Origin of the sequence: Pseudomonas sp. JL2 (assembly GCF_031570495.1) — a bacterium.
GTDB lineage: Bacteria > Pseudomonadota > Gammaproteobacteria > Pseudomonadales > Pseudomonadaceae > Aquipseudomonas > Aquipseudomonas rhizophila.
This window is the reverse complement of sequence record NZ_JAKUDH010000009.1, coordinates 59,147-85,951: the sequence shown is the minus strand read 5'-3', so window position 1 is coordinate 85,951 and position 26,805 is coordinate 59,147. Positions and strand designations below refer to the sequence as shown.

26 protein-coding genes and 1 pseudogene are annotated in these 26,805 nt (G+C 61.4%); 16 read left to right on the top strand and 11 right to left on the bottom strand.

Annotated elements, in window-relative coordinates:
- The first annotated feature begins 220 nt into the window (after positions 1–220).
- The 5 genes from MKS85_RS13975 (at position 221) to MKS85_RS13955 (ending at position 7,660) form a co-directional block, all read left to right on the top strand.
- The gene (locus MKS85_RS13975; RefSeq protein ID WP_310662966.1) at positions 221–1,051 is read left to right on the top strand and encodes an MBL fold metallo-hydrolase; all 831 of its coding nucleotides are present in this window, start codon (positions 221–223) and stop codon (positions 1,049–1,051) included.
- Between the two features lie 1,941 nt (positions 1,052–2,992).
- Positions 2,993–3,904, top strand: a complete 912-nt coding sequence (locus MKS85_RS13970; protein WP_083714446.1) for a LysR family transcriptional regulator — start codon at positions 2,993–2,995, stop codon at positions 3,902–3,904.
- A gap of 168 nt (positions 3,905–4,072) precedes the next feature.
- Complete coding sequence (locus tag MKS85_RS13965) at positions 4,073–5,026, top strand: alpha/beta fold hydrolase (protein WP_076385384.1); 954 nt, start codon at positions 4,073–4,075, stop codon at positions 5,024–5,026.
- A gap of 286 nt (positions 5,027–5,312) precedes the next feature.
- The gene (locus MKS85_RS13960) at positions 5,313–7,487 is read left to right on the top strand and encodes an ATP-binding protein (protein ID WP_281459355.1); all 2,175 of its coding nucleotides are present in this window, start codon (positions 5,313–5,315) and stop codon (positions 7,485–7,487) included.
- Between the two features lie 20 nt (positions 7,488–7,507).
- Entirely contained in the window at positions 7,508–7,660 is a 153-nt protein-coding gene (locus tag MKS85_RS13955) for an aldehyde dehydrogenase family protein (protein ID WP_310663005.1), read from the top strand.
- A 15-nt stretch (positions 7,661–7,675) separates the two neighbouring features.
- Here the strand turns inward: MKS85_RS13955 and MKS85_RS13950 are convergent, their stop codons facing one another.
- The gene (locus tag MKS85_RS13950; RefSeq protein WP_310662965.1) at positions 7,676–8,068 is read right to left on the bottom strand and encodes a GFA family protein; all 393 of its coding nucleotides are present in this window, start codon (positions 8,066–8,068) and stop codon (positions 7,676–7,678) included.
- Between the two features lie 33 nt (positions 8,069–8,101).
- Complete coding sequence (locus MKS85_RS13945) at positions 8,102–9,028, bottom strand: LysR family transcriptional regulator (RefSeq protein WP_139050625.1); 927 nt, start codon at positions 9,026–9,028, stop codon at positions 8,102–8,104.
- 130 nt (positions 9,029–9,158) lie between these two features.
- On the opposite strand from MKS85_RS13945, the gene MKS85_RS13940 reads away from it, so the two are divergent.
- Entirely contained in the window at positions 9,159–9,563 is a 405-nt protein-coding gene (locus MKS85_RS13940) for a RidA family protein (protein ID WP_139050626.1), read from the top strand.
- Between the two features lie 163 nt (positions 9,564–9,726).
- Here the strand turns inward: MKS85_RS13940 and MKS85_RS13935 are convergent, their stop codons facing one another.
- The 3 genes from MKS85_RS13935 to MKS85_RS13925 are packed head-to-tail and all read right to left on the bottom strand — an operon-like array spanning position 9,727 to position 11,293.
- Entirely contained in the window at positions 9,727–10,206 is a 480-nt protein-coding gene (locus MKS85_RS13935; protein WP_139050628.1) for a VOC family protein, read from the bottom strand.
- 60 nt (positions 10,207–10,266) lie between these two features.
- Positions 10,267–10,512 carry a hypothetical protein gene (locus MKS85_RS13930; RefSeq protein WP_047227683.1) on the bottom strand — a complete coding sequence of 82 codons (246 nt, stop codon included), beginning with the start codon at positions 10,510–10,512 and terminating at the stop codon, positions 10,267–10,269.
- On the bottom strand, positions 10,505–11,293 hold the full coding sequence (locus MKS85_RS13925; RefSeq protein WP_139050629.1) for a VacJ family lipoprotein: 789 nt from the start codon (positions 11,291–11,293) through the stop codon (positions 10,505–10,507). Before MKS85_RS13925 ends, MKS85_RS13930 begins: the two co-directional genes overlap by 8 nt.
- 261 nt (positions 11,294–11,554) lie before the next feature.
- Between MKS85_RS13925 and MKS85_RS13920 the strand changes: the two genes are divergently transcribed.
- The 4 genes from MKS85_RS13920 to kefC all read left to right on the top strand — a co-directional run bounded on the left by MKS85_RS13920 (position 11,555) and on the right by kefC (position 16,060).
- The gene (locus MKS85_RS13920) at positions 11,555–12,265 is read left to right on the top strand and encodes a response regulator (protein WP_047227685.1); all 711 of its coding nucleotides are present in this window, start codon (positions 11,555–11,557) and stop codon (positions 12,263–12,265) included.
- Positions 12,262–13,608 carry an ATP-binding protein gene (locus MKS85_RS13915; RefSeq protein WP_310662964.1) on the top strand — a complete coding sequence of 449 codons (1,347 nt, stop codon included), beginning with the start codon at positions 12,262–12,264 and terminating at the stop codon, positions 13,606–13,608. The genes MKS85_RS13920 and MKS85_RS13915 overlap by 4 nt, the downstream gene beginning before the upstream one ends.
- A gap of 102 nt (positions 13,609–13,710) precedes the next feature.
- On the top strand, positions 13,711–14,232 hold the full coding sequence (kefF, locus tag MKS85_RS13910) for a glutathione-regulated potassium-efflux system oxidoreductase KefF (protein ID WP_047227687.1): 522 nt from the start codon (positions 13,711–13,713) through the stop codon (positions 14,230–14,232).
- 1 nt (position 14,233) lies between these two features.
- Positions 14,234–16,060, top strand: coding sequence for a glutathione-regulated potassium-efflux system protein KefC (kefC, locus tag MKS85_RS13905; RefSeq protein ID WP_139050632.1), 1,827 nt, complete (start codon positions 14,234–14,236; stop codon positions 16,058–16,060).
- 14 nt (positions 16,061–16,074) lie between these two features.
- Here the strand turns inward: kefC and MKS85_RS13900 are convergent, their stop codons facing one another.
- Entirely contained in the window at positions 16,075–17,151 is a 1,077-nt protein-coding gene (locus MKS85_RS13900) for a GlxA family transcriptional regulator (protein ID WP_257220821.1), read from the bottom strand.
- Here MKS85_RS13900 and MKS85_RS13895 point away from each other — a divergent pair.
- Complete coding sequence (locus MKS85_RS13895; RefSeq protein WP_160892915.1) at positions 17,137–17,919, top strand: MBL fold metallo-hydrolase; 783 nt, start codon at positions 17,137–17,139, stop codon at positions 17,917–17,919. The genes MKS85_RS13900 and MKS85_RS13895 overlap by 15 nt on opposite strands.
- Here the strand turns inward: MKS85_RS13895 and MKS85_RS13890 are convergent.
- Positions 17,919–18,122, bottom strand: a pseudogene (locus MKS85_RS13890) (aldo/keto reductase); the annotation flags it as partial. The gene MKS85_RS13895 and the pseudogene MKS85_RS13890 overlap by 1 nt on opposite strands.
- Positions 18,123–18,253: 131 nt before the next feature.
- On the opposite strand from MKS85_RS13890, the gene MKS85_RS13885 reads away from it, so the two are divergent.
- Both MKS85_RS13885 and MKS85_RS13880 read left to right on the top strand, forming a co-directional pair.
- Complete coding sequence (locus tag MKS85_RS13885) at positions 18,254–18,634, top strand: RidA family protein (protein ID WP_047227689.1); 381 nt, start codon at positions 18,254–18,256, stop codon at positions 18,632–18,634.
- 332 nt (positions 18,635–18,966) lie between these two features.
- Positions 18,967–19,521 carry a thioesterase family protein gene (locus MKS85_RS13880; protein WP_047227690.1) on the top strand — a complete coding sequence of 185 codons (555 nt, stop codon included), beginning with the start codon at positions 18,967–18,969 and terminating at the stop codon, positions 19,519–19,521.
- A 68-nt stretch (positions 19,522–19,589) separates the two neighbouring features.
- Here MKS85_RS13880 and MKS85_RS13875 read toward each other — a convergent pair whose 3' ends face one another.
- Positions 19,590–19,925: a lipoprotein gene (locus tag MKS85_RS13875; RefSeq protein WP_047227691.1), complete on the bottom strand. Its 336-nt coding sequence runs from the start codon at positions 19,923–19,925 to the stop codon at positions 19,590–19,592.
- Between the two features lie 237 nt (positions 19,926–20,162).
- Between MKS85_RS13875 and MKS85_RS13870 the strand changes: the two genes are divergently transcribed.
- Entirely contained in the window at positions 20,163–20,819 is a 657-nt protein-coding gene (locus MKS85_RS13870) for a polysaccharide lyase family 7 protein (protein WP_047227751.1), read from the top strand.
- Between the two features lie 15 nt (positions 20,820–20,834).
- On the opposite strand, the gene MKS85_RS13865 is transcribed toward MKS85_RS13870, so the two are convergent.
- The 3 genes from MKS85_RS13865 to MKS85_RS13855 all read right to left on the bottom strand — a co-directional run bounded on the left by MKS85_RS13865 (position 20,835) and on the right by MKS85_RS13855 (position 24,525).
- The gene (locus tag MKS85_RS13865; RefSeq protein ID WP_310662963.1) at positions 20,835–22,067 is read right to left on the bottom strand and encodes a nucleoside permease; all 1,233 of its coding nucleotides are present in this window, start codon (positions 22,065–22,067) and stop codon (positions 20,835–20,837) included.
- A 194-nt stretch (positions 22,068–22,261) separates the two neighbouring features.
- Positions 22,262–23,362 (bottom strand): sugar phosphate isomerase/epimerase family protein, encoded by a 1,101-nt coding sequence (locus tag MKS85_RS13860; RefSeq protein ID WP_310662962.1) that lies wholly within the window; start codon positions 23,360–23,362, stop codon positions 22,262–22,264.
- Positions 23,359–24,525 carry a Gfo/Idh/MocA family oxidoreductase gene (locus tag MKS85_RS13855; RefSeq protein ID WP_310662961.1) on the bottom strand — a complete coding sequence of 389 codons (1,167 nt, stop codon included), beginning with the start codon at positions 24,523–24,525 and terminating at the stop codon, positions 23,359–23,361. Before MKS85_RS13855 ends, MKS85_RS13860 begins: the two co-directional genes overlap by 4 nt.
- 178 nt (positions 24,526–24,703) lie before the next feature.
- On the opposite strand from MKS85_RS13855, the gene MKS85_RS13850 reads away from it, so the two are divergent.
- Positions 24,704–25,723, top strand: coding sequence for a LacI family DNA-binding transcriptional regulator (locus MKS85_RS13850; RefSeq protein WP_139050637.1), 1,020 nt, complete (start codon positions 24,704–24,706; stop codon positions 25,721–25,723).
- Positions 25,724–25,835: 112 nt separating this feature from the next.
- A complete protein-coding gene (locus tag MKS85_RS13845; protein WP_047227696.1) occupies positions 25,836–26,786 on the top strand; it encodes a TAXI family TRAP transporter solute-binding subunit in 951 nt (316 codons plus the stop codon).
- The last annotated feature ends 19 nt before the right edge of the window (positions 26,787–26,805 follow it).

Below are 26,805 nucleotides of genomic sequence, written 5' to 3'. Positions count from 1 at the left end.
TTCCCCCCGCACCGCCGTCGACTTATCTTTGCTCCAGCGATCAATGAGGTTCGCGCTGCCCAGGATTCCTGCCATGCACACCCAATCCATTTTCCATCGCACAACATTGCTAGCTGCCCTTTTTCTCACGGCTGCGATCTACCCCCTGACTTCCACCGCAACGCCAATAGAAGCCTCGCGATCACACAAATCCCAGCTGCCGGGCGTCTATCGATTCCAAGTGGGTGAGGTACAGGTCAGCGCACTGAGCGACGGTACGCTACCGCTTAATCTTCACCCGCTGCTGCGGGGCATCAGCACCGGGCAAATAGACGCGCTTTTGCAAAAAGGCTTCGTCCGTAACCCGGTGGAAACCTCGATCAACGCCTACGTGATCGACACCGGTTCTCATCTGGTACTGGTGGATACAGGCGCCGGCGAACTGTTCGGCAATGTAGCCGGCAAACTGCCCCAGAGCCTGGCCGCCGCTGGCTATCGGCCGGAGCAGATCAGCGACATTCTGATCACCCACATTCACACCGATCATTCCGGCGGGCTGACGCGGGATGGGCAGATGCTATTCCCCAACGCGACCATTCACGTGGGTCAGGCCGATGTGGATTTCTTCCTGGATCCGGCCAACCTGAGCAGCGGACTCCAACCCAAGCACCTGGAAGAAGCGCGCAAGACGATTGGCCCCTACCTTGAGGCGGGCAAGGTCAAGACGTTCACCGCAAAGACCACCCTCCTCCCCGGCATCACCGCCATCCCGACACCGGGCCACACGCCGGGCCATAGCTTCTACAGGGTCGAGAGTCAGGGCCAAAGCCTCGATTTCTGGGGGGATATCCTGCACGTCGGCCTGATCCAGTTCGCCCGGCCCGAGGTGACCATCAGTTTTGACGTCAATCAGGACAACGCACGAGCCCAGCGGCTGCGTCAGTTCGAAACCTCAGCCGATGAAATGCGCCTGTCTGCGGTCGCGCATTTGCCCTTCCCCGGTATCGGCCATATTCGACGCGAAGCCGGAAAGTATGAGTGGGTGCCGGCCCAGTATCGCAATCGCGACTGAAACGCTTGATCTTGTGGGAGCGAGCCTGCTCGCGATGGCGGCGGCACATTCAACATCTTTGCTGACTGATACACCGCTTTCGCGAGCAAGCTCGCTCCCACAGGGGATTTGCGGTGAATGAAGATTCTGCGGCTGGCGGCGATCAAGGGTGGGAGCGAGCTTGCTCGCGATGGCGGCGGCACATTCAACATCTTTGCTGACTGATACACCGATTTCGCGAGCAGGCCCGCTCCCACAGGGGATCTGCAGTGAATGAAGATTCTGCGGCTGGCGGTGATCAAGGGTGGGAGCGAGCCTGCTCGCGAAGACGGCGGCACAGTCCCCATCGGCGCTGACTGACACTCCGCTTTCGCGAGAAGGCTCGCTCCCACAGGGGATATGCGACGAATGAAGAATCTGCGGCTGGCGGCGATCAAGGGTGGGAGCGAGCGTGCTCGCGATGGCGGCGGCACATTCAACATCTGTGCTGACTGATACACCGCTTTCGCGAGCCGGCCCGCTCCCACAGGGGATCTGCGGTGACTGAAGATTCTGCGGCTGGCGGTGATCAAGGGTGGGAGCGAGCCTGCTCGCGAAGACGGCGGCACATTCCCCATCGGCGCTGACTGACACTCCGCTTTCGCGAGCAGGCTCGCTCCCACAGGGGATTTGCGACGAATGACGACTCTGCGGCTGGCGCCGATCAAGAGGGGGAGCGAGCTTGCTCGCGATGGCGGCGGCACATTCAACATCTTTGCTGACTGATACACCGATTGCGCGAGCAGGCCCGCTCCCACAGGGGATCTGCGGTGACTGAAGATTCTGCGGCTGGCGGTGATCAAGGGTGGGAGCGAGCCGGCTCGCGAAGACGGCGGCACATTCCCCATCGGCGCTGACTGACACTCCGCTTTCGCGAGCAGGCTCGCTCCCACAGGGGATTTGCGACGAATGAAGACTCTGCGGCTGGCGCCGATCAAGAGTGGGAGCGAGCTTGCTCGCGATGGCGGCGGCACATTCAACATCTTTGCTGACTGACACACCGCTTTCGCGAGCAGGCTCGCTCCCACAGGGGATCTGCGGTGAATGTAGATTCTGCGGCTGGCGGCGATCAAGAGTGGGAGCGAGCTTGCTCGCGAAGGCGGCGGCCCATTCCCCATCGGCGCGGACGGACACTCCGCTTTCGCGAGCAAGCCCGCTCCCACCGGGGATTTGCGGTGAATGAAGATTCGGCGGCTGGCGGCGATCAAGAGTGGGAGCGAGCGTGCTCGCGATGGCGGCGGCACATTCCCCATCTTCGCTGACGGACACACCGCTTTCGCGAGCAGGCACGCTCCCACAGGGGATCTGCGGTGAATGAAGATTCTGCGGCGGGCGGCGATCAAGGGTGGGAGCGAGCCTGCTCGCGATGGCGGCGGCCCATTCCCCATCGGCGCTGACGGACACTCCGCTTTCGCGAGCAAGCCCGCTCCCACAGGGGATTTGCGGTGAATGAAGATTCTGCGGCTGTCGGTGATCAAGGGTGGGAGCGAGCTTGCTCGCGAAGGCGGTGGCACATTCCCCATCGGCGCTGACTGACACTCCGCTTTCGCGAGCAAGCCCGCTCCCACAGGGGAGTTGCGGTGAATGAATCTTCTGCGGCTGGCGGCGATCAAGGGTGGGAGCGAGCCTGCTCGCGATGGCGGCGGCACATTCAACATCTGGGCTGACTGACACACCGCTTTCGCGAGCAAGCCCGCTCCCACAGGGGAGTTGCGGTGAATGAATCTTCTGCGGCTGGCGGCGATCAAGGGTGGGAGCGAGCCTGCTCGCGATGGCGGCGGCACATTCAACATCTGTGCTGACTGATACACCGATTTCGCGAGCAGGCTCGCTCCCACCTGCGCAACGCTATACAGACCGGCACCTTGTTTGATTTCATGCCCGCACAGCAGCCTGTCTGATGGCGCTGATCGGGAGATGAAGATGAACTACACAGATTTCGACGGAGCGTTGCTGCTGGCACTCAAGGCGCTGCTGCAAGAACGCAATGTCACGCGTGCCGCTGCCCAGTTGGGCATCAGCCAACCGGCTCTGTCGGCACGGCTGGCGCGTCTGCGGGATATCCTGGCGGATCCGTTGTTCGTCCCGGCGGCGAACGGTCGTGGCGTGGTCCCCACACCCCGGGCGCAGGCACTGGAGCAAGAGTTGCTGCAAGTGCTCGAAGGGCTCAAACGCCTGGTCAGTCAACCGGAACGCTTCGATCCGGCCACCACGACCCGCACCTTCGTCATCGCCTTGTTCGAAACGCCGGCGGCCGTTCTGGCGCCGGATCTCTGCGCCCGTCTGAAGCATGAGGCAAAGCATGCAAAGCTGGCGTTCATCCATCCCCCACGCGACGTGTTCGAGCGTCTTGAGCAAGGCCAGATCGATCTTCTGATCACCGTGCCAGGCGCGCTTCGCGACGACCTCATGCAGCGACCTCTTTGGGAGGATGGCTTCCTGACCGCCCAGCGCAAGGGCCATCCTCGCGGCACGGGACCACTTGATCTCGAGACGTTTTGCGCCCTTGATCATGTGCTCGTGTCCTCGGAAGGCGGGCGTTTTGCCGGGGTGGTCGACGAGGCACTGGTGGAGATCAACCAGGTTCGCAACGTCGCCTTCTCCATTCAGAATTACGCACTGGCGCCGCTGCTCGTTGCGTCCACCGATACCCTGTGCACACTGCCCTCGCGCTTCCTCTGCCAGTACCGCGACCGGTTGGACCTGTTCGAACCACCCCTCGAGCTGACGGCGCTGCGCCTGGTGCTGGCCTGGCACCCGCGCAATAACAAGGATGCCGGCCATCAATGGCTGCGCCGCCAGGTCTATCTCAGCGCGGAACTGGAGCCCGCTTGAGTGCTCCAGCGTAGGGGGTCCATCCAAGCGCGCCGCAACCATCGGTTATGCGTATAGCAGCTATCGATAGCGCAGCGGTTCTCGGTAGCAGCCTCTCTCTCTAATCTGCCCACCAACGCGATCGACGGCGGTCGCGACAGGTCAAACCGACCCCTATGGAGAGAGACGATGAACACACTCAACCGCACCATGGCCATCGCGACGCTGGCACTGGCAACCCTCAGCGCAGAAGCTGCCTCCCCCGCCCAGACCGCTGCGAGCATGTCCGCCGTCGGCAGCATGATCCAGTCCGCCAGCTATATCACCACTCGGGATGGCGTGCAGCTGTACTACAAGGATTGGGGTCCACGGGATGGCCAGGTAGTCACCTTCAGTCACGGCTGGCCGCTGAACGCCGACAGCTGGGAAGCGCAGATGATGTTCCTCGCCTCGAAGGGTTATCGCGTCGTTGCCCACGACCGTCGCGGTCATGGCCGCTCCAGCCAGCCGTGGGAAGGCAACGATATGGATCACTACGCCGACGATCTGGCGGCGGTGATTGAAGCGTTGGACTTGAAGGATGTCACCCTGGTGGGTTTCTCGACGGGGGGCGGCGAAGTGGCTCGCTACATCGGTCGCCATGGTACAAGCCGGGTGAAGAAGGCCGTGCTGGTTTCCGCCGTCCCACCGCTGATGCTCAAGACCCAAACCAACCCCGGCGGTCTGCCCATCGAGGTGTTCGACGGGCTGCGCAAGGCGTCCCTGGAGAACCGCTCACAGCTTTACCTGGACATCGCCTCCGGTCCATTCTTCGGTTTCAACCGCGAGGGTGCCAAGCCATCCCAAGGGCTGATCCAGTCGTTCTGGGTGCAGGGCATGCAGGCGGGCAGCAAGAACACCTATGAATCGATCGCGGCCTTCTCGGCGACCGATTTTCGCGACGACCTGAAGAAGTTCGATGTGCCGACGCTGGTCGTTCATGGAGACGATGATCAGATTGTTCCCATTGATGCTTCCGGTCGGGCCTCGGCGGCGCTGATCAAGGGTGCACGTCTGATCGTCTACCCCGGCGCGCCCCATGGCCTGACCGATACGCACAAGGACCGGCTGAACCAGGATCTGCTGACGTTTCTTCAGGAATAAAACAATGACATGCACTGCATGACCTGTGTGGGAGCGAGCCTGCTCGCGATAGCGTCGGAAAATTCACGAGGCCAGGCGACCTAGCGCCATCGCGAGCAGGCTCGCTCCCACCTTTGTCCAGGGGCGCCCAGATTCTGCGCTCACTTTGCAGAGCCCTTCTCAGGAAGGGCTTTTGCGTTCTACGCCTCTCACGTCAAACGGCTTGTGGTCGGCACGCTTATCAATTCATGTGAACCTAGCCGTCCTGCAACCCTCGGATATTCAAGACGTACCAAGGGTGATCCACATGACAATCGAAGACACTTTATTACGTCAACGCAAGGTACTTGCCGAGTTCGGCGAGCTAGCCCTGGTTTCAGACGATTTTGAACACATCCTCGACGAGGCGTGTCGTCTGGTCGGCGAAGCACTGGAAACCCATTTGGCGAAGTTCATGTCGCTGGAAGACGACGGTGTCACTTTCCTGGTGCGCAACGGTGTGGGCTGGTTGCCGGGGGTCGTTGGCGAAGTCCGGGTTCAGGCATTGGAAGGCACCCCGGAACGGTATTCCCTGGACTCCGGCGGCGCCGTCATTTCCACGGACATTGCGACAGAAACACGCTTTCACTATCACGACTTCCAAACGCGCAACGGCGTCCAGGCGTTCGTCAATGTGCTGGTATACGGCGCCACCGAGACGCGGCCCTTCGGCATCTTCGAAGTCGACAGCCGCAGCCCCCGGCAGTTTAGCGAGAGCGACATCGACTTTCTGCGCGTCTACAGCAACCTGCTGGGTGCGGCGTTGAAACGCGCCAAAACCATGCAGGCCATGCGCCTGACTGAAGAAAAATTGCGTGAAAGCGAAAGACACTATCGAATCGCCGCGCAGCTTAATCCACTCTGGCCCTGGACGGCCGACAGCCATGGCGCGGTGACATCGCTGGATCAACGCTGGTATGAATACACCGCACGGTCGCCGGAACAGACACTGGGGCGCCAGTGGTTGAACGCAACGCACCCCGATGACCGCATATCATTTGCCCGGTTGTGGAATCAGTCGCTGGCGAGTTTGCAACCCTTCGACGCACAGATCCAGTTGCGAAAATCCACGGGGGAATATCGATGGTTCAGAATCCGCGCGTTTTGTAGCCTGGATCCCGAGGGACGATGCGAGCGCTGGTATGGCACCGTCGAAGACATCAACGAGCGGGTGCAACTGGAGGCGGCGCTCAGGGACTGGAACGACCTGCTCGAAGACCGGATTGCAACCCGTACCCAGCAGCTTGAAGCCGAACAACAGGAGCGTGCGCTGGCCGAGTCGAAACTGCGGCAAAGTCAGAAGATGGAAGCGGTAGGCCAACTGACGGGGGGTATTGCCCACGACTTCAACAACCTGCTGGCTGGCATCAGTGGCAGCCTTGAGCTGATGCAACGGCACATCGACCGTCAACGCTACGACGAACTGTCTCGCTACAACTCCGTCGCCCTGACCTCAGCGACACGCGCAGCCGCACTGACCCAGCGCCTGCTGGCATTTTCCAGGCAGCAATCGCTAGAACCGGAAGTTCTCGAACCGCGCAAAGTGGTGGCCGGCCTGGAAGAAATGATCCGACGCTCCGTGGGCCCGAGCATTCATGTCGAATGCGCTTTCAGGGGGCATGATCCGATCAAATGCGACCCCAATGGACTGGAGAACGCCCTGCTCAATCTGGCCATCAACGCCCGGGATGCGATGCCCGGTGGCGGAACCTTGAAACTTGACGTGCAACGCTGCGTTATCGACGCGACATCTTCCAGCGAAAAAATGATGCCGCCGGGCCCATATGTGGCGATCTCGGTCACCGACTCGGGCACGGGGATCAGCGCCGACATCCTGTCTCGGGTGTTCGATCCGTTCTTCACCACCAAGCGCATTGGCGAAGGATCCGGCCTGGGCCTGTCGATGATCTACGGGTTTGCCCAGCAATCCGGAGGGCAGGTGAAGATTCAGAGCAGCGTCGGCGTGGGTACGACCGTGACAATGTATTTTCCGGTTGTCAGCCAGTCCCCCATCAGGGTGAAAAGCGCGCATCTGGATGACACCGCACCCTTGCAGCCCGGCGCCAACGAAACCATTCTGGTGGTGGATGACGAAGCGGCGATTCGCCAGTTGGTCTCGGAATTCCTGACTGAAACCGGCTATCACGTCATCGATGCGCTGGACAGCGTCTCTGCCCTCAAGCAGGCCGATAAGACCGAGCATATCGATTTATTGCTGACAGATATCGGCCTGCCGGGAACCATGAATGGCATCAGCCTGGCGAATGAAATGAAGGCCAGATATCCCTCGCTGAAAGTGTTGTTCATCACCGGATTTGCCGAGGGGAAAAATCTGGTTTCGGTCGACACCACGACCCACGTACTGGCCAAACCTTTCAGCTTGACTGACCTGGGCCGACGGGTGAGTGCGTTGATTCACGCCAGTGAGGACAGCGCTGGATGACGGGGCCCCTTTTCCTTTGAATCAGTGCCGCAACAGTTTGCGCAACGGAATCTCGTCCTTGCGTACAGAGGGTACCGTTCGGTGGCTACAAGCGTTCCGGCAATGGCCGTGAGTATGGTCTCCATGGGTTTGAGGAGTACCTGGAGATCAAGGCGATTGTGGGCTTTGGCTAAGACCCGCTACCGCGCCTACTCCTCGGAGCGCCCCTTACCCTCACGATCATGCGGGTAGTGCCTGGTGAACGGAAACGCCGGCAACCAGGACTCACGGCGCACGGTCCAGCTTTCGTAGGTGGGCATCAGTTGATCCGGGGCATCCAGCGTTCCCAGGTTCACTTCCACCTCGTCGCCGCTACGGGCAAACACCGACGAGCCGCAGCGCGGGCAGAAGAAGCGCCCGGCGTAGTCCCGGGTTTCGCCCTCGATCGTCACGGCATCCTGGGGGAACACAGCGGAGGCGTAGAAGAGCGCCCCGTGATGCTTGCGACAGTCGAGGCAGTGGCAAAGACCAACCCGGTATGGGCGGCCCATGGCTTGGATGCGAACGTTGCCGCACAGGCAACCGCCGGTGAATCGGTCCATGGTGCGTCTCCTCTGCAGTCATGCGATCGGGTTTCATAACCCGGACCGGTCGATAACAGGCGCATGCTGCGCCATCAACTCCACGACCCATTCGATAAATACCCGCAACTTGGCGCTGATGTGTCGGTTAGGAGGATAGGCCACGTAGAGCGGCATCGGGTCGAGGCGCCAGTCTTCGAACAGGCGCACCAACTCACCTCGCGCCTGGTGGGATCTGGACATGTACTCGGGTAGCCAGAGCACACCCAACCCCGCCAGACCGGCCGCGAGGTAGGCGTTGCCATCATCGACGGCCAGTGCGTAGCGTCCTTTGATGTGCAAATGCTCGCCGTGGTTGTGCATGGCGTAAGGGAGCGGTTTGCCGGTGCGCGCCCAGAGGAAGCCGACGATGCGATGCTGGGAATCTTCCAGTTCTCGCGGATGCGCAGGCGTGCCCACGCGCTGCAGATAGCTCGGTGCGGCAAACACGCCAAGAGCCAGGTCGCCGACGCGCCGGGCGATCAGCGACTGGTCCGTCAGCTCGCCGCCGCGCACCACGCAATCGACGTTTTCATCGAGCATGTCGACGATGCGGTCGCTTGCGCCCATGTCGATCTGAATGTCCGGGTATCGCGCGTAAAATTGCGGCAATGCCGGCACCAGGATCATGGTTGCCAGCGGGCTTGGCACGTCCACTCGCAGTCGCCCTCTGGGCAGTGCCTGAGCGCCGGACAGGCTGGTCTCGGCATCGTCCATGTCGGCCAGCAGGCGAATCACCCGCTCGTAATAAGCGGCGCCGTCAGCGGTGACGTTGACCTTGCGCGTGGTGCGGTTGAGCAACTTGACGCGCAGCCGGGCCTCCAGTTGCTGCACCAGTTGGGTCACGGTGGTCTTGCTCATATGCAGTGTTTCGGCGGCTTTGGTGAAGCTGCCCGCCTCCACCACTCGAACGAATGCCTGCATCGCGTCGAAACGATCCATTACTGCCCCGGTGTCCGTCAGATTGTTTGGATTTTACAAACAGTGATCGCCAAGGTTGCTCGTTTATCGTCCGCGCACAAGCCCCTAGAGTGTTTTCAACATTGAATCCGACCCTTTGATGGAGGCACCCATGACACAGCGCGATGTAGTTTTCCCCGCCGGACGCCAGGCACTTTATGAGCGTAATCGCTATTCGCCGGCGATTCGTTCCAATGGCTTTTTATTCGTATCGGGGCAAGTCGGCAGCACCGAAGACGGCTCGCCAGAACCCGAACTGGAGGATCAGGTTCGGCGGGCGTTCAACAACCTGAAGGCGATTCTCGCCGCCGCCGATTGCACCTTTGATGATGTGGTTGACGTCACCGTGTTCATCGTCGATCCAGAATCGACATTCGAAACGATCTGGAAAGTGGTGCCCGAATTCTGGGGCAGCGCACCGCATCCAACACTCACGGCGGTGGGGGTGACGTGGCTGTATGGTTTTCAGTTCGAGATCAAGGTGATTGCCAGGTTGCCTGAAGCCGCACAGGGATGAGCTGACTGGCGGTGGGTCAGGTTGCAGCCATGTTGAATGTGCCGCCGTCTTCGCGAGCAGGCTCGCTCCCACAGGGGGTTGTGTTGACCCACCCATCGAGACCGACACAGATCCAATGTGGGAGCGAGCCTGCTCGCGATAGCGGACTGTCAGGCTGCGCCGCTCAACCTTTCAACGCTGCTTCAATGGCCGCGATGTCGATCTTTGTCATCTCCATCATGGCTTCGAACGCGCGCTTGGCGGCTGCCTGATCGGGATTGGCTATCGCGGCAGTCAGCACGCGCGGGGTGATCTGCCAGGACAGGCCCCACTTGTCCTTGCACCAGCCGCAGGCACTGGCCTGGCCACCATTGCCGATAATCGCCTCCCACAAACGGTCCGTTTCGGCCTGGTCATCGGTCGCGACCTGGAACGAAAAGGCTTCGTTGTGCTGGAACGCCGGGCCTCCGTTCAGCCCCAGGCAGGGAATGCCCATTACCGTGAACTCGACCGTCAGCACATCGCCCTGCTTGCCCATCGGGTAGTCACCGGGGGCGTGATGAACAGCCTGCACCGCACTGTCCGGGAACGTCGCGGCGTAGAACTGCGCAGCCTCCAGCGCAGCACCGTCGTACCAGAGACAAATCGTGTTTTTGTTATTCATCCGATCTCTCCGAGAGATAACTGGACGGTAAAGTCTAGCAGTCTCTGCGTCGGCGCAAGGCTAGCGGACCAGTGGACTCATCCGCTCCCCATGACTGACCATCCAGCGAATCATGCTCGCCAGAGGCACCCGGTAATTCTGGATGTCGCACGCGCCAACCTGGTCATGGCTGTACAACTCCAGGTAACGGCTGAGCAGTAAATGTCGGCCATCCTCCGTCAACTGCAACTCGATCTCCCGGCAATGCAGAATGCCTTGCTCAAGGTTTTTCACTCGCCGGTGCAGAACCAATACTGGGTTACTCATCAACGGTCTCTCCCTCCGGGCAAGCGGCGTCGTCCCCCGCCACCGCGCCCAACTTGCCCTGGGCGACAAAATCGGCGCGCCGCTGCGCTACCGCGTCACGAAGCGCCACGTAGTAATCCGGCCGGGCCCGCAACTTGTCCGTCAGCGGGAGCGCCTCGGCACGACCATCAACGACCCCGCCTACGGTATTGATCGTGCCTAACGTATCGACCGTATCGCTGTTGCTGCCGAACGGATCGACCGCAGAACTCAGCAGTTTGCCGGTTGCGTCGCGCAGGCTGGACGTTCCCAGCAGCGGCAGTTCGACGATCGGCCCGGGAGCGATGTTCCAGACGCCGAACGTCTGGCCGAAATCGGCCTTGTGGCGTTCGATACCCAGTTTGCCCGACACATCGATCAGCCCGACGATGCCTGCGGTGGTGTTGATGACGAAGCGACCCAGGGTGTTGACCGAGCGTTGAGCGTTGCCTTGCAGCAGATCGTTGATGAAGACCTTGGGCTCACCGAAGTTCGCGACGAAGTTATGCACCCCCGTCTGCACCACATCCGGAAGCTTGAGATAACCACGGGCAACCGGGGCCAGCGCATAGTCATCGACAGTCCGGTTGAAAGCGAAGATGCCCCGGTTGACGGGCTCTGCCGGATCATCGACGGTGTAGCTCGCACGTTCACAACTGCCAGGGGTTGCAGCGGGCGTGCTGGTGCAGCCGCTGGCGAATGCCACGAGTCCTACGACAACAGTGCAACGAACAAACAGCGGAGCGGGCTTGGTGATCGGCATACAAGGCTATCTCGGCGAGGAATTGGGGCGATACCGGTCAGTTTGGGAAGACACCGCCGTACACAGCTCTGGTGGCGAGGGTTGTGTTGGGTTGGCCGTCGTTTAACTGACTGACATCGGGTGATCCTGCCCCTGATTCTTTGCCTGAAGATTTCCACAACATTGCCCGTCGGCAACTTTATTACCGAGTTGAAATATATGACGCAGGCCCCGGATTGACCCTAGTATCCCCTTCTGTATTCATTGCCCTGCGTGCCCACTGTGAGCCATCTATTACTGGTGGACGACGACCTCGAAGTCCTCGCCCTCTTGCGCAAATTCCTCGAGCAACATGGCTATAGCGTCGAAGTGGCCGCCGACGGTGCCGCCCTGTGGCAGGCGGTGGCGCGTCGCTTGCCGGACCTGATCATCCTCGACGTCATGTTGCCGGGAGACAGTGGACTGGTGCTCTGCCAGCGACTGCGGGCCGAACATACGGTCGGCATCATCATGCTCACGGCCATGGGTGAGCTGAGTGATCGCGTCGTCGGTCTTGAGCTGGGGGCGGATGATTACCTGACCAAGCCGTTCGATGCGCGCGAGCTGCTGGCCCGGGTGCGCGCCGTGCTCAGGCGCACCGGCGAAGCCAGGGGCACATTGAACAACAATTCGCGCCTGATTCTGGAATTCGAAAATTGGCAACTGGACGTCACCCGCCGCGAGTTGCGCTCACCGGACAAAGTCATGATCCCGCTGTCCACCGGCGAATTTGAGTTGCTGCTGGTCTTTGCCGAACACCCGCGCCGGGTGCTCACTCGCCAGCAACTGCTGGACCTGGCCCGCGGCGAAACGTACGACGCGTTCGATCGCAGTATCGACGTCCAGGTCAGCCGGCTGCGCCGCAAGCTGGAGAGCGATATCACTGGTCCATCGATGATCCGCACCATTCGCAACAGCGGCTATCTTTTCAGCCCCCATGTGGTGAAGCGATGAAGCCCCGGCACTCAGCTTTCCATCGGCCACGCGATACGGTAGCCCGCTGGATTGCCCTGACCACCATGCTCGCCATGCTGACTTTACTGGCCCTGAACGAGCTGTTCGGCCTGTTGGCTGGAACCTGGGCGCGCCCTCCCCTGATGGAGACCGGACTGATGGAGAAGGTCGCCGCGATCACTCGCATCATTGACTCGGTGGCGCCGGGACAACGGCCCGATATCGCCAGGGCGGCCAGCGACCAGGCGTTCGCCGCGCAATGGTTGCCCCGTCGTGAAGACGCGCGATTGCCGGTGATCGACGACCCGCAGTTCAGTGAGGGCTCGGCGTTCCTGCGCAAGCAACTGGGCAGGCCCGAGGCCAGGATAGAGGCCTTCGAGCCCGGCGATTGGCCCGCCGATCAGCCAGACAGACGTTACGCGGTCCTCATCCAATTGGCCGACCATTCCTGGGTGGAATTTTCCGTATTCTCTCGCAGTTGGGGCCTGAAAGAGTGGATGCGCAACCTGATCATTATCGGGCTGATTCTTCTATCGACGTTTATCGTCGCCCTGATTGCCACACGGCATCTGGCGACACCGCTGGAACGCTTTGCCGAAGGCGCCAGGCGCTTTGGTGTGGACTTCAAGGCGCCGCCCATCCCGGTGGTCGGGCCTCACGAAATCCGTCAGGCGATCCTCGCGTTCAACGCCATGCAGGCCCAGCTGCAGCACTTCGTCCAGGACCGCACGCAAATGCTCGCGGCCATCTCCCACGACCTGCGCGCGCCCCTGACCCGCATGCGCCTGCGTGGAGAATTCATCGACGACGCCGAACAGCAATCGAGGCTGTTCAGGGACGTGGATGAAATGCAGGCAATGGTCAATAGTGCGCTGGAATTCTTCCGCGACGAAGCTCGACTCGAACACGCCACCGCGTTCGACCTGGCCGAACTGCTGCACACGGTCGTCGACGACTTCAAGGATGCCGGCACCGAGGTTTCATTCGAGGGCGCTCATCGTTTCGTTTACATGGGCCGGCCCATCGGGATCAAGCGAGCCCTGGTCAACCTGATCGACAATGCGAGCAAATATGGCAGCGAGCCGGGTGTTCAGCTCAAGGCGTTCATGGACCGTGTCGAAATTCGCGTCCACGACCGCGGGCCTGGTATCGCCCCGCAGTTCCATGAGCAAGTCTTCGCGCCCTTCTTTCGCATCGAAGGCTCGCGCAACAAGAACACCGGCGGTGTCGGGCTGGGGCTGTCGGCAGCGCGGGCGACGGTGCTGGAGCATGGCGGGACGCTGACCCTCAGGAATCGGCGGGGCGGCGGCCTGGAGGTCAAGGTCTCACTGCCGCTCAATTGACCTCGGCACCATACGCCGGCAAACAATGTTCTAAACAACACGCGCCTTCCTCGGTAGGATGTCCGGCCTTTTGACCAGGACCGGCCTCCCGGAATTGCCCTGATGATTCTGATCATTTACGCCCACCCCTACCCTGACCAATCACGGGTCAACCAGCAAATGCTCCAGCGCGCATCCAGCCATCCGGACGTGGTCATACGGTCCCTCTACGATCTTTATCCGGACTTCGACATCGACGTCGAGGCCGAACAACGCGCCATCGAACAGTGCCAACTGCTCGTCCTCCAACACCCGATGTATTGGTACAGCATGCCGCCGCTGCTGAAATTGTGGATCGATAAAGTGTTCACCCATGGCTGGGCCTATGGCAGAGACGCCACAGCCCTCAAAGACAAGCCTCTGCTGTGGGCCGTCTCCACGGGTGGCAACCACGATCATTTCCAGATCGGCGCCTACCCGGGCTTCCAGGTGCTGGCCCAGCCCCTCCACGCAACGGCCGTCTACTGCCACATGCGCTGGTTGGAGCCGGTCGTGGTACACGGCGCGTATGCGGGCGCGTCCGAAACCCTGGATGCACAAATCGAACACTACAGCGCACGCCTGGCCTCCTGGAAGGAAGATTGATATGGAGACTCACAGCCTGATTGAACTGCTTATCTACCTGGGTTCGGCAGTGTTGATCGTGCCGATTGCCGTCAGGTTGGGCCTGGGCCCGGTGTTGGGTTATCTGCTGGCCGGGTGCGTGATCGGCCCGTGGGGACTCAAGCTCGTTACTGACGTAAAGGCGATTCTGGAATTCGCCGAAATCGGCGTCGTCCTGATGCTGTTCGTCATCGGGCTCGAGCTCGATCCCAAGCGGCTCTGGGCATTGCGCAGGATGGTGTTCGGTGGCGGCGCCTTGCAGATGCTCGCCTGTGGCGGGGCAATCGCGGTGTTCTGCGCGGCCCTGGGGCTGAATTGGACGGCCGCGTTGCTGGTCGGCCTGACCCTGAGCCTGTCCTCCACGGCCATCGCCATGCAAGCCATGAACGAGCGCAACCTGACGTCGACCGCCGTCGGGCGCAGCAGCTTCGCCGTCCTGCTGTTCCAGGACATCGCGGCCATTCCGCTGGTTGCCATGATTCCGTTGTTGGCGGCCCACGGCGACACGCCGTCCGGCACCGCCCTGGTGCTTTCGATTATCAAGATCGTCGTGGCCATCAGCGTCGTCGTGCTGTTGGGACGCTACGTGACACGCCCGCTGCTGCGCTTCGCCGCGCGCTCGGGTCTACGTGAGATCTTCAGCGCCGTGGCGCTGTTTCTGGTGTTCGGCTTCGGGTTTCTGCTGGAAGAGGCCGGCTTGTCGATGGCCATGGGCGCGTTCCTCGCCGGGGTGCTGCTGGCCAGTTCTGAATACCGCCATGCCCTGGAAAGCGACATCGAACCGTTCAAAGGCTTGCTGCTGGGGTTGTTTTTTATCGGCGTCGGCATGTCGATCGATTTCGGCACGCTGATCAATGCACCGCTGAAGGTCATGACCCTGACCCTGGGTTTCATTCTGATCAAATTGCTGGTGATCAAGGCCGTCAGCCGTTTGCTGAACGTCCCTGCCGGCCAACGCTCATGGCAAGCGGTGTTGCTCGGCCAGGGCAGCGAGTTCGCCTTCGTGGTGTTCGGCGCCGCCACGCTGGCCGGCATTCTGACCGACCAGTGGGGCAAGAGCCTGACGCTGGCGGTGGCCCTGTCCATGTGCCTGACGCCGTTGCTGATCCTGCTGCTGGATCGAATAGAGTCCGCCACCAAGAAAGACCGCCAGGAATCCGACCTCGTCGATCAGCAGAACCCACGGGTGATCATCGCCGGGTTCGGCCGCTTCGGACAGATCGCCGGGCGTCTCTTGATGTCCTGCGGCGTCGAGGTGGTGGTGTTGGACCATGACCCCGACAACATCGAGACGCTGCGCAAATTCGGCGTAAAAGTGTTCTACGGCGACGCCACTCGCCTCGATCTGCTCCACGCGGCCGGCGCCGGCCAGGCGGTGGTGCTGATCAATGCGATTGACGACCAGCAGGACAACCTGACGCTGACCCGACTGGCCCAGGAGCACTTCCCCGCGTTGAAACTGATCGTCCGTGCGCGGGACATGGGGCACCTGATCACCCTGCGGCAGATGGGCGTAGAGACCGCCGAGCGGGAAACCTTCGAGAGCGCGCTGGCATTGGGCCGAAATGCGCTGGTGCAGATGGGCGTCGGGGCTTACGAAGCGCGCGAGCGCGCGGATCAGTTCCGTCGTTTGAATCTGCACATGCTGGAGGAAATCGTCGCCCAGCCGGAAGACGACCTCAAGTTCAGGCACGACGCCTACCAGCGCGCCAACGCGTTGCTCACCGAAATGTTCAACGAAGACCGTGCGCGCCCCGTCGACAATTGGCCTGACCATCATCGAAACGAAACGGATGAGGCGCGCAGCTGATCCGTCCCCCGGCGTCACACCCGCCCGAACTGGCGCCGGTACTCCACCGGCGTCAGCCCAGTCAGTGCCTTGAACATCCGTTGCAGGTTGGAACTGCTGCTGAAACCCAGCTCGGCGCCGATGCTGGCGAGGGATAATGATGTCAGCGTCAGGCGTTCGCTGACCTGGTTCAGCTTGATGCTCCGGGCGTACGCTGCGACGGTCTGGCCCGTTTCGCTGCCGACCTTGCGCGCGAGCGTGCGTTCGGACATGGCGAGCCGCTCCGCCAGCGCCTTGACCGTGATGTGCTCCGCTGGCATTTGCTCGATCAGCCCATGCAACCGACGCAGCAACCCATCGGGCTGCTGGACCAGGGCGATCCCTTGGAACGCCGCGTGAGACACCGCTGGGCGCGCAAGCACCATGAGCCGGGTAATGTCGCGCAGCACATCACGGCTGACGCTCTGTTCGATCAATTTTTCCGCGATGGGCAAATAACCATTCACCCCCGAAGCGGTGGCGGTTCGCTCATTGAACACGCAGTTCTGATCGCTTTGCCAACGGACTTTTCGATACTGCGCTTGCATCGCCTGAGCCAGCCACCACGTCACCGTCGCGCCCTGCCCGTCCAGTTGCCTGCAGGCGGCCAGCAGGCAGACGCCTGTGCAGTAAGCCCAGAGCTGAAGGTGTCGGGGACGTTTCGACAGTGCTTTCAACAGTTGGGTCTGCCCGGTAAGTACCGCGTTTACCTGCTCGGCCGATTCGGCCCAGAAACCGGGAACCAGGACGGCGTCGAGTTCGCAGCTGCCCAGGGCCGCCTGCGCTTGCAGGCTTATGCCATGTGCACAGGTTACCGGGCCTGCTTGCAGTGCGACATAAGTCGCCTCGAACAACACCCGGCCGCTTCGGCGGTTGGCCGCATGCAGCAGATCGGCGAACGCAAACAGGCCGGCAGGCATGCAACCGGGAAACAAGAGTAGACCGACACGGAGTTTTTTGGGCATGGCTTGAAATGAATCAATGATGTCAGATTCGGCCATTATGCCCATCACCGCAGATCGACACCATGAAGCGCTCGCCCAAAAAAGGAACGCTCCATGAAAATTCAGCAAGTTCGTAACGCCACGATCATCCTTGAATCCGGCCCGTATCGCGTGCTCGTCGATCCGATGCTGGCCGGCAAAGGCATGCTGCCGCCGCTTCGGTTGTTCGGCGCCACCCAGCGCAATCCGCTGGTGGAACTGCCAGCCGCTACGACTGGCGACCTGGAGACCGTGACTCACTGCCTGATCACGCACTGCCAGAAAGGCCATTTCGATCATCTGGACCGAGCGGCCAAGCGGTGGTTGAGGGAAAAACAGATCCCGGTGATCTGCACGCCTCATGATGCCCCCTACCTCGCCAAGCGGGGCTTGAATGTCCAGCCGCTTGCCAAGGAACACCAACAGCCCGGCGCATTTTTGGGCGGCACGATCCGTACAGTCAGATGCACCCATGGGCAGGGCCTGGTGGGCAAGCTGATGGAACACGGCGTCGGTTACCTGATCGAGCTGCCTGGCGAACCCAGCGTCTACCTCACCGGCGACACCCTGCTTAGCCCCGCCGTGCGCGAGTTCGTCTTGCACCATCAACCGCAGGTCAGCGTGGTGCCGGCAGGCGGGGCCAGGTTCGATTTAGGCGGCGACATCATCATGGGCATCGAGGAAACCCTTGAGTTCGCCCGCTTGTCTCGCGGAACCGTGGTCGCCAATCACCTCGAAGCGCTCAGCCACTGCCCGACGACGCGCAAGGCACTGCGCGACGCCGCCGCGATGGCCGGCCTCGAAGGTCGGATACGGGTACCGGAAGATGGCGAGACGGTGGTGTTCCAGCCTGCCTGAACCAACCCGTCCAACTCGGTCAGCATCTGCACTGGAATCCTCCGCTCGCTTGCCGTGAGGTTTTCCCGCAGGTGCGCCACTGACGACGTACCGGGAATCAACAGGATGTTTGGCGCGCGTTGCAGCAGCCACGCCAACGCCACGTACAACGGCGACGCCTCCAGGCGCGCCGCTACGCTCGAAAGAGCTTCCGACTGCAGCGGCACGCATCGACCCTGGCGTCCATGAGCAGAAAGGAAATCACGAAAGGCTCGACGATGGACGGTAAACTGGCCGCGCAAGGGCCGCTTGCGTCGCGACCGCCCCATTACCCTTTCCTGAACAAGAGGCTTTCATGGCAAACCAAGACATCACGTTCATCCCCGACCCGGACGCGGACTCCATCTCTTCCGACGTCGCCGGCTTCGGCGGCCTGCTGGTTTCCACCCAGATCCCCACTCGCCCTGACGGCAGCCTGGAACTGGGTGACATCACCTTGCAAAGCGAATGCACATTGCAGGCACTCAAGACTGCCCTGGAAGGCGCCGGCAGTTCCATGGACCGGGTCTTGCACCTGACCATCTACCTCACCGACATGGCCGACCGTGCGGCCTTCAACGAGGTGTATCAGCGTTTCTTCGCCAAACCCTGGCCGGTACGCGCCGCAGTGGGCGTGGCGGCGCTGGCGGTTGAAGGAATGCGAGTGGAAGTGACTGCGATGGCGGCCAAAGGCTGAGGTTACGGCTGTTTTTGATCGTTCCCACGCTCTGCGTGGGAATGCATCCCGTGACGCTCTGCGTCACCTTCCAGAAGCGGAACGCGGAGCGTCCCTGGCGACGTTCCTACGCAGGAGCGTGGGAACGATCGATAATCCAAAGTGCCCTTTATGGCGAGGGAGCTTGCTCCCGCTCGGCGGCGCAGCCGTCGCAAACTCAGGTTCTTGATGAGCTCAAACCCGCCGGACCTGTCCCAAATGTGCGATTTCCACGAAAACAGTCATTTGCGCACCTAGCCCAAGCCTCGGCGCCTGTCTAAAGTGCGGCGTTTTCCACCCTCGCGGGCGTATTTATGAATCTCTGGTTCCGACTGTTGCTCATGCTGTTTCGTCGTCCCTGGCGCAAGCCGACCGGCCCCCTGGATACCACCGTGGTGCGCATGCGGGTGTGGCCGTTGGACCTGGACCTCAACCGCCATGTCACCAATGGCCGCTATTTCACCCTGGCCGACGTAGGGCGTATGGATTACGTGCTGCGCAGCGGCGCCTACAAAGTGGCCTTGCGCAACCGGGCAGTGCCGATCGTGGGGGATGTGTGGGGTAAGTTTCGCCGGGAGCTGAAGCTGTTCGAAGCGTTCGAAGTGCACACCCGCCTGCTGGGCTGGGACGAGAAGTGGACCTTCATGGAACACCGCTTCCTGAGCCAGGGGCGCGTGGTGGGCGTGGTGATGATGCGCGGCCTGTTCCGTTCGGCCCAAGGCACGATTGCACCGGGAGAGTTTATTCGCGCACTGGGGTTGGCCGAACACTCACCGGCCATGCCCGAATGGCTCAGCGCCTGGTCGCAAAGCTGCGATGACATGAGCCTTGGGCTTCGGGAGGAGGAAAGTGCTCGTACTGTTGACTAGCAGTGACTGGATCAGATCGATCCGCGCCAGCCGGCACTGCACATCCCTCCCCCACAACAGCGTGAGTCTTACTGAACGGTTTTCAGCTTGACCACATCACCGGACACCTTGGTGGTGTAACCGGTCAGGACCCAGGCCCAGAACCAGTCTTCCTGCACTTGGGTGTTGATCATGGCATCGCCGCCCTTGGCCAGGATCGCGGCATTCTGAGCGCGCACGAAACGGTTGTTCTGGCGGATCGGGATCATGCCGAACAGCAGCAGGCCGGTGGCCTTCGCTTCACTGTGGCCGACCACGGTGTATTGGCTGCTGTCGTACTGCTTGGTTTTCATCGGGGTGCCGGTGCAACCCGCCAAGGCCAGGCCAACCAGTGCGCAGGCGACAATTTTGCTGAGGTGGTTCATTGAATACTCCATGAGAAAACGCCCGGGATCCATCTCTCGGGCGGCGCGTACTCTAACCGATCAGCGTCAAATTGACATCACTGCGCTCAACCGGCCGCAAGGCTCAGCGCAGAGCCATTCGTCAGTTGCCTCTGCAGCTAAACAGGCCCCCGTCGATACCATGGACACTGTGCCACGGAAGGTAATCTTGCCCATTCCGGCTGATGAGTAATGGCCGGTTCCGTCGGAGCATTGACCATGATCGATTTGACTGTCTGGAACATCACCCTGCCCGTGCAGACCCCGGCGCAAGTCGTGGCGACCAAGGCCATGCCGACGCTGCAGAACAAGTATTTCAACCGCTCCGGCGAGCGGATTGTCTTCTGGGCGCCGGTGACCGGCTCCCACACCGGTAAAAGTGACTATCCGCGCTCCGAATTGCGCGAAACCACCAAAGACGGCAAGTTGCGCAACTGGCGTTACAACAGCGGCGTCAATACCCTCAAAGGTACTTTGGCGGTGAACCAGGTCCCTTCCGAGGGCCGTGTAGTCGTGGCGCAGATCCACGCCAAGGATGCCCCTACGCCGCTGTTGAAACTGGTGTATCGCTACGCCAAGGGCACCGGCAACATCGATGTGGAATATCGGGTAAAACCCAAGGACAAGAAGAGCCCGGTGATCTATACCGTGCCGAAAGTGGCACTGAACAAAACCTTCAGCTACTCCCTGCAGATGGACAAGCAAGGCAAGCTCACGGTGCTGATCAACAACGTTGGCAAGCAGGTGAAGCTGGACCGCGCCTGGCATGGCTACAACTTTTACTTCAAGGCCGGCGTCTACACCCTGGACAACGTCGGTTCTTCCAGCGAAGGCGGGAAAGTGACCTACACCAAACTGGACGTCAGCCATAAATGACTGACGTCCAGCCCCTCAGGCCTTTGAAGCGGCCACGACCGCCTGCCGGCCGTTGAAGGTAAACAGGAAGCAGACGAACACCAGCAGCGCAAAACCGGCTGGGAACAACCAGATGCTCTTCCACTCGTGGCCGCCGTCCACGGCATAGTGATCGGTCACCTGCCCCGCCACCCAGAAGCCGATCAGCATGCCCACGCCATAGGTCGCCAACGTAATCAGCCCCTGGGCCGAGCTGCGAAAACGCTCCGGCGCCTTGGCATCGGTGTAGATCTGCCCCGAGACAAAAAAGAAGTCATAGCAGATGCCGTGCAGGGCGATACCGGTGAAGAGCATGAACGCCAGGTCGCCGTTATTGCCGTAAGCGAACAGCACGTAACGCAGCGCCCAGGCCAGCATGCCTACCAGCAGCGCCAACTTGATGCCGAAGCGCTGGATGAACAGCGGCAACAGCAACATGAACAGCACTTCGGAGACTTGCCCGATGGCCATTTTTGCCGTGGGATTGGTCATGCCGGTTTCGGCCAGGAACGGGTTGGCGTTCTGGTAATAGAAGGCCAGGGGGATGCAGATCAGGATCGAGGCGATGAAGAACACCAGGTAGCTGCGATCCTTCAACAGGCCCAAGGCATCCAGGCCCAGCAGCTGTTTGACGCCACCTGCGCTCGCTTGCGCCTTGAGCGGTGCGGTGGCCGGCAACGTGAAGCTGTAGAGTCCCAAGACCAGCGAGGCGATGCCGGCCATCAGGAAAGTATTGCGCAAGCCGCCCGCCGAGATCGCTTCGCGCGAATCCCAGGCAAACACAAAGCTGATCACCACGCCGGCGACGATCCAGCCGATCGTGCCCCACACCCGGATACGGGAGAACTCCTGCGCCGGGTCGCGCATCTGGCGGAACGCCACGGAATTGACCAGGGCCAGGGTCGGCATGTAGATCACCATGTACGCCAGCACGTACGGGTAGAACACGCTGAAATCCGCCGCCGCATACAGCTGATACAACAACACCGCGCCCAACAGATGCAGCACCGCCAGGATGCGTTCGGCATTGAAGTAGCGGTCGGCGATCAGGCCGATCACGAAGGGGGCAATGATCGCTCCCCAGGACTGGGTGGAGAACGCCATGCCGATCTGCCCACCGCTGGCGCCCAGGGTGCTGGACAGAAAGGTCCCCAGGGTGACGAACCAGCCACCCCAGATAAAGAACTGCAGAAACATCATCACGCTCAAGCGTGCGTTCATCGTGGTCATGACAGTCACCGTTTTATTGTTGTTCTTGTGAAGAAAAATGCTCAGGAACGCTGTTGTGGCGAGCCGCTGTGGGAGCAAGGCTGGCCCGCGATGGCCGCGCCGCGGTCCAACCGTTGAATCGCGTTTTCGTTCATCGCGGGCCAGCCTTGCTCCCACAATGAGTTTCCTCGCCATAGGGTTTTGGGTTGGGCCGGTTACCTCAACAGGCCCAACAACCGCCGGTTGGAATCTTCATCGGCCGTTACCCCGGCAAAATCGTCAAACGCCTTTCGGGTCTTGCTGATCATGTGTCGCTCAATGAACGCCGCGCCTTCTGCGGCGCCCTGTTGCGAGTCCTTCAGGCAACACTCCCACTCCAACACCGCCCAGCCGCTGAAATCGTATTGGGTCAGTTTGCTGAAGATCGATTTGAAATCGATCTGGCCATCGCCCAGCGAACGGAACCGCCCGGGACGATCAACCCAGCCCTGATAGCCGCCGTACACGCCGGAACGAGCGTCGGGCCGGAACTCGGCGTCCTTGACGTGGAACATGCGGATGCGCTCGTGATAGCGATCGATGAAGCCCAGGTAGTCCATCTGCTGCAGGAGCAGATGGCTGGGGTCGTAGAGAATCGCTGCCCGAGGGTGATGATCGACGGCCTGCAAAAAGCGCTCGAACGAGGCGCCATCGTGCAGGTCCTCACCCGGATGGATCTCGTAGCACAGGTCCACGCCGGCTGCGTCGAAGCAGTCCAGAATGGGCAACCAGCGTCGGGCCAGTTCGGCGAATCCCTGCTCCACCAGGCCAGAGGGGCGTTGCGGCCACGGGTACAGGTACGGCCACAACAGCGCACCGGAAAACGTCGCATGGGCGGTGAGGCCCAGTCGCTGGCTGGCGCGGGCGGCGAGCTTCAATTGCTCTATCGCCCATTCGGTCCGAGCCTGGGGCTGACCGCGCAGATGGGCCGGGGCGAAGTCGTCGAACAGTGCGTCGAACGCCGGATGCACCGCCACCAACTGGCCTTGCAGGTGCGTCGACAACTCACTGATCTGGACACCGGCCTGGGCGCAAATGGCCTTGAGTTCGTCGCAGTATTCCTGGCTCTCGGCGGCGCGGGCCAGGTCGATGTATTGCGTGCCCGACGTCGGCAGCTGGATGGCCTTGTAACCTTGTGCTGCCGCCCATTGGGCGATGTTCGCCAGGGTGTCGAACGGCGCGTCGGCGGACATGAACTGCGCCAGGAAAATACCTGGGCCACGCAGGCCTGTCGGTGTTTGGGCAATGGGATTCAAGGCGGGGCTCTCCTGATTCATTGTGTGCAGGCCAGTGCGGTCCACTTGGTATCGCCGCGATGGTTGGCAATGGCCGCTTCGATAAAGGCCATGCCCCGCAGACCGGTTTCGATGCCGGGTACGCCGGGGGCGTCTGGCCCTGGCGCGGCGGCCCGTATGGCACGGGCAAAATCGCCATAGAGGTTGGCCATGGCTTCCAGATAACCTTCAGGATGCCCGGCCGGCAGCCGCATCCGTTGGCGGGCGGCCTCACACAGCCAGGACTGGCCCACACCGGACCGCAAGACTCGCAGGGGTTGGTCGAGGGGACGATGGATCAGGCTGGCCGGTTCTTCCTGGCGCCATTCCAAGCCACCCTTATCGCCATACAGGCGGATTTTCAGCGGGTTCTCTTCACCTGCGCAGACCTGACTGGCAATCAGCACGCCGCTGGCGCCACCGGCCATGCGCAACAGCATCGCCGCGTCGTCGTCCAGTTGCCGACCCGGGATGTGGGTGCCCAACGCCGCGCATATCTGCTCGATGGGTTGGTCGGCGACGAACTCCGCCAGGGAAAACGCATGGGTGCCGATGTCGCCAATGCAACCACCCAACCCTGACTGTTGAGGATCGTCGCGCCAGCCGGCCTGTTTGTTGCCTTGCCCGGCGACGTCCTGACTGAGCCAGCCCTGGGGGTATTCGACCAGCACTTTGCGCACCGCACCGATCACGCCGGTGCGCACCATCTCCCGGGCCTGCCAGACCATCGGATAACCCAGGTAGGTGTGAGCCAGGCCGTAGAGCCGGCCGCTGCTTTGAAGCACTTGCTTGAGGGCCAGCAACTCACGCAGGTTCATAGCGGCGGGCTTTTCACTGAACACATGAAAACCCGCCTTCAGCGCCTGGTTGGCGATGGGGGCGTGCAGATGATTAGGAGTGACGATGACCAGCAGTTCCATGCGCAAGTGGGCCGGCAGCGCCGCTTCGCTGTCGAGCATGCCTTGCCAATCGCTGTAGCAACGGGACGCGGCCAGCCCCAGGGCCGCGCCAGTCTGCTGATTGTTGTGCGCATCGCGGCTGAACGCACCGCACACCAGTTCAAAACCACCGTCCAAACCCGCGGCCTGACGGTGGGCCTGGCCGATGAAAGCGCCCTCTCCACCGCCGACAAAGCCCATTCTTATTTTGGCTGCTACAGGATTCATCGCGACTCTCTTATGCTGGGACTGATGACGATGTAACCGGTTACATCATGGCGGAAATCTAGGCTCAGTTTTGCGGCATGTCAAACCCGTTGGCACATGCATGAGCATTTGTGCGACGCGCAACCTGCGGTAAGCTCCCCAACCGTGCCGGCATTCCTGGCGCCGAATCGAGGTGATTTTGTCCAATATCCGTGAAGTAGCCCGGCTGGCCGGAGTTTCGGTGGCCACGGTTTCCAGAACGCTGAAATCTCCCGAACGGGTGCTGCCCCAGACTCGCGACAAGGTTAACGCGGCGGTGGAACAGGCCGGTTATCGGCCCAACCTGATGGCCGTGCAGTTTCGCTCCCGGAGAACCGGCAACCTGGTGATTCTGGTCCCGACCATCGCCAACACCTTTTTCGCCCGGGTCATCAGCGGGGCCCAGCAGGCTGCGCAGGCGGCCGGTTATCGACTGCTGTTGTGCGACACCCAGGGTCAGGAAGAGATCGAGCGCGAATTTGCCGCCCTCGTCTACGCGCACCAAGCCGACGGGGTGATCCAGTTGCGCGCGAGCAACCCTTTCGAATCGCTTCCCGCGGGCGCCGAATCCTTGCCGCTGGTCAACGCCTGCGAAGTGGTCAAAGGCGCCCCCTACCCGACCATCAGCCTCGACAACCGGGCCGCCGCCCAGGCCATGACCGAACACCTGATCGGACTCGGCCACCGGCGCATCGGCATCATCAAAGGGCCGCGAAGCAGTCCCCTGACCCTGGACCGCGTAGCCGGTTATCAGGATGCACTGCACCAGGCCGGTATCGCCGCAGACCCTGGCCTGATATGTCACGGCGACTTCACGTTGAAGGCCGGTTACGACGGGGCCGGCGCGATGCTGGAGCTGGCCGAGCGCCCCAGCGCGCTGTTTTGTGAAAACGACGAGATGGCCATTGGCGCGCTCAAGCGCATCAAGCAAATGGGGTTGCGGGTGCCCGAGGACATTTCACTGGTGGGTTTTGATGACATTCCTTTCGCCGCCTACTGTGATCCGCCGCTGACCACTCTCTCACAACCTGCCGAAACCTTCGGCCAGCGGGCGGTGCAAATGCTGATCGCCCTGATCGAGAAAACACCGCTTGCCGAACGGCATGTCGTGCTGCCGTTCGAGTTGACCGTACGCGGCAGCAGCGCTGCGCCAGGCCCGGCGTTTAACAAGGATGCTTGAAAAAAACGACGCCCATCACCTTTTGATGCGCTATTGACTCGCCACCTGCCGGTCCGTTTCGACTACAGTGGCACTACTCTGCATAAAGCCATAACAAGACGGAGAGTTTCCCATGCGAGTCAACAAGCGCTTCACCCTTCTGGCCGCCGCGGCAGCACTGGTGGTCACGACCACAGCCCAGGCAGCACCGGTGTACATCAACATCCTGACGGGGGGCACCAGCGGGGTTTACTACCCGATCGGGGTCGGCCTGTCGCAGATTTACAGCAACGGGATCGAAGGCTCCAAGACGTCGGTACAGGCCACCAAGGCCTCGGTGGAAAACCTCAACCTGCTGCAGGCCGGTCGCGGTGAGCTGGCGCTGGCGCTGGGCGACTCGGTGGCGGACGCCAAGAACGGCGTGGAAGATGCCGGTTTCAAAGCCCCTCTGACCAAACTGCGGGCCATCGCCGGCGCCTACCCCAACTACATCCAGATCGTTGCCAGCCAGGAGTCGGGTATCAAGACCCTGGCCGACCTCAAGGGTAAATCCATCTCCGTGGGGGCGGCCAAATCCGGTACCGAGCTCAACGCGCGGGCCATCCTCAAGGCCGCAGGGTTGAGCTACAGCGACATGAAGGTCCAGTACCTGCCGTTCGCCGAATCGGTAGACCTGATCAAGAACCGTCAACTGGATGCCACGCTCCAGTCCTCCGGGCTTGGGATGGCGGCCATTCGTGACCTGGCCTCGACCATGGCGCTCAACTACGTGTCGATCCCGGCAGACGTGGTGGCGAAGATCGGCAACCCGGCCTACCAGAGCGCAAATATCCCGGCCAATACCTACGACGGCCAGGCCGAAGCCGTGCCGACCGTGGCCATCACCAACATCCTGGTCACCCGCGCGGACGTCTCGGACGAGGTGGCCTACCAGATGACCAAGCTGATGTTCGATAACCTCACCCGCCTGGGCAACGCCCATTCGGCGGCCAAGGACATCAAGCTGGAAAATGCCGCGAAGAACCTGCCTATCCCTCTGCATCCCGGTGCCGAGCGCTACTACAAGGAAGTCGGCGCGCTGTAGACCGACCCGGTGCAGCGGC

Coding starts and splice junctions, on each gene's coding strand:
- MKS85_RS13970 (WP_083714446.1), top strand. CDS start 2,993: ATGAACTACACAGATTTCGACGGAGCGTTGCTGCTGGCACTCAAGGCG.
- MKS85_RS13965 (WP_076385384.1), top strand. CDS start 4,073: ATGAACACACTCAACCGCACCATGGCCATCGCGACGCTGGCACTGGCA.
- MKS85_RS13960 (WP_281459355.1), top strand. CDS start 5,313: ATGACAATCGAAGACACTTTATTACGTCAACGCAAGGTACTTGCCGAG.
- MKS85_RS13950 (WP_310662965.1), bottom strand. CDS start 8,068: ATGGACCGATTCACCGGCGGTTGCCTGTGCGGCAACGTTCGCATCCAA.
- MKS85_RS13945 (WP_139050625.1), bottom strand. CDS start 9,028: ATGGATCGTTTCGACGCGATGCAGGCATTCGTTCGAGTGGTGGAGGCG.
- MKS85_RS13940 (WP_139050626.1), top strand. CDS start 9,159: ATGACACAGCGCGATGTAGTTTTCCCCGCCGGACGCCAGGCACTTTAT.
- MKS85_RS13935 (WP_139050628.1), bottom strand. CDS start 10,206: ATGAATAACAAAAACACGATTTGTCTCTGGTACGACGGTGCTGCGCTG.
- MKS85_RS13930 (WP_047227683.1), bottom strand. CDS start 10,512: ATGAGTAACCCAGTATTGGTTCTGCACCGGCGAGTGAAAAACCTTGAG.
- MKS85_RS13925 (WP_139050629.1), bottom strand. CDS start 11,293: ATGCCGATCACCAAGCCCGCTCCGCTGTTTGTTCGTTGCACTGTTGTC.
- MKS85_RS13915 (WP_310662964.1), top strand. CDS start 12,262: ATGAAGCCCCGGCACTCAGCTTTCCATCGGCCACGCGATACGGTAGCC.
- kefF (WP_047227687.1), top strand. CDS start 13,711: ATGATTCTGATCATTTACGCCCACCCCTACCCTGACCAATCACGGGTC.
- kefC (WP_139050632.1), top strand. CDS start 14,234: ATGGAGACTCACAGCCTGATTGAACTGCTTATCTACCTGGGTTCGGCA.
- MKS85_RS13895 (WP_160892915.1), top strand. CDS start 17,137: ATGAAAATTCAGCAAGTTCGTAACGCCACGATCATCCTTGAATCCGGC.
- MKS85_RS13885 (WP_047227689.1), top strand. CDS start 18,254: ATGGCAAACCAAGACATCACGTTCATCCCCGACCCGGACGCGGACTCC.
- MKS85_RS13880 (WP_047227690.1), top strand. CDS start 18,967: ATGAATCTCTGGTTCCGACTGTTGCTCATGCTGTTTCGTCGTCCCTGG.
- MKS85_RS13875 (WP_047227691.1), bottom strand. CDS start 19,925: ATGAACCACCTCAGCAAAATTGTCGCCTGCGCACTGGTTGGCCTGGCC.
- MKS85_RS13870 (WP_047227751.1), top strand. CDS start 20,163: ATGATCGATTTGACTGTCTGGAACATCACCCTGCCCGTGCAGACCCCG.
- MKS85_RS13865 (WP_310662963.1), bottom strand. CDS start 22,067: ATGACCACGATGAACGCACGCTTGAGCGTGATGATGTTTCTGCAGTTC.
- MKS85_RS13860 (WP_310662962.1), bottom strand. CDS start 23,362: ATGAATCAGGAGAGCCCCGCCTTGAATCCCATTGCCCAAACACCGACA.
- MKS85_RS13855 (WP_310662961.1), bottom strand. CDS start 24,525: ATGAATCCTGTAGCAGCCAAAATAAGAATGGGCTTTGTCGGCGGTGGA.
- MKS85_RS13845 (WP_047227696.1), top strand. CDS start 25,836: ATGCGAGTCAACAAGCGCTTCACCCTTCTGGCCGCCGCGGCAGCACTG.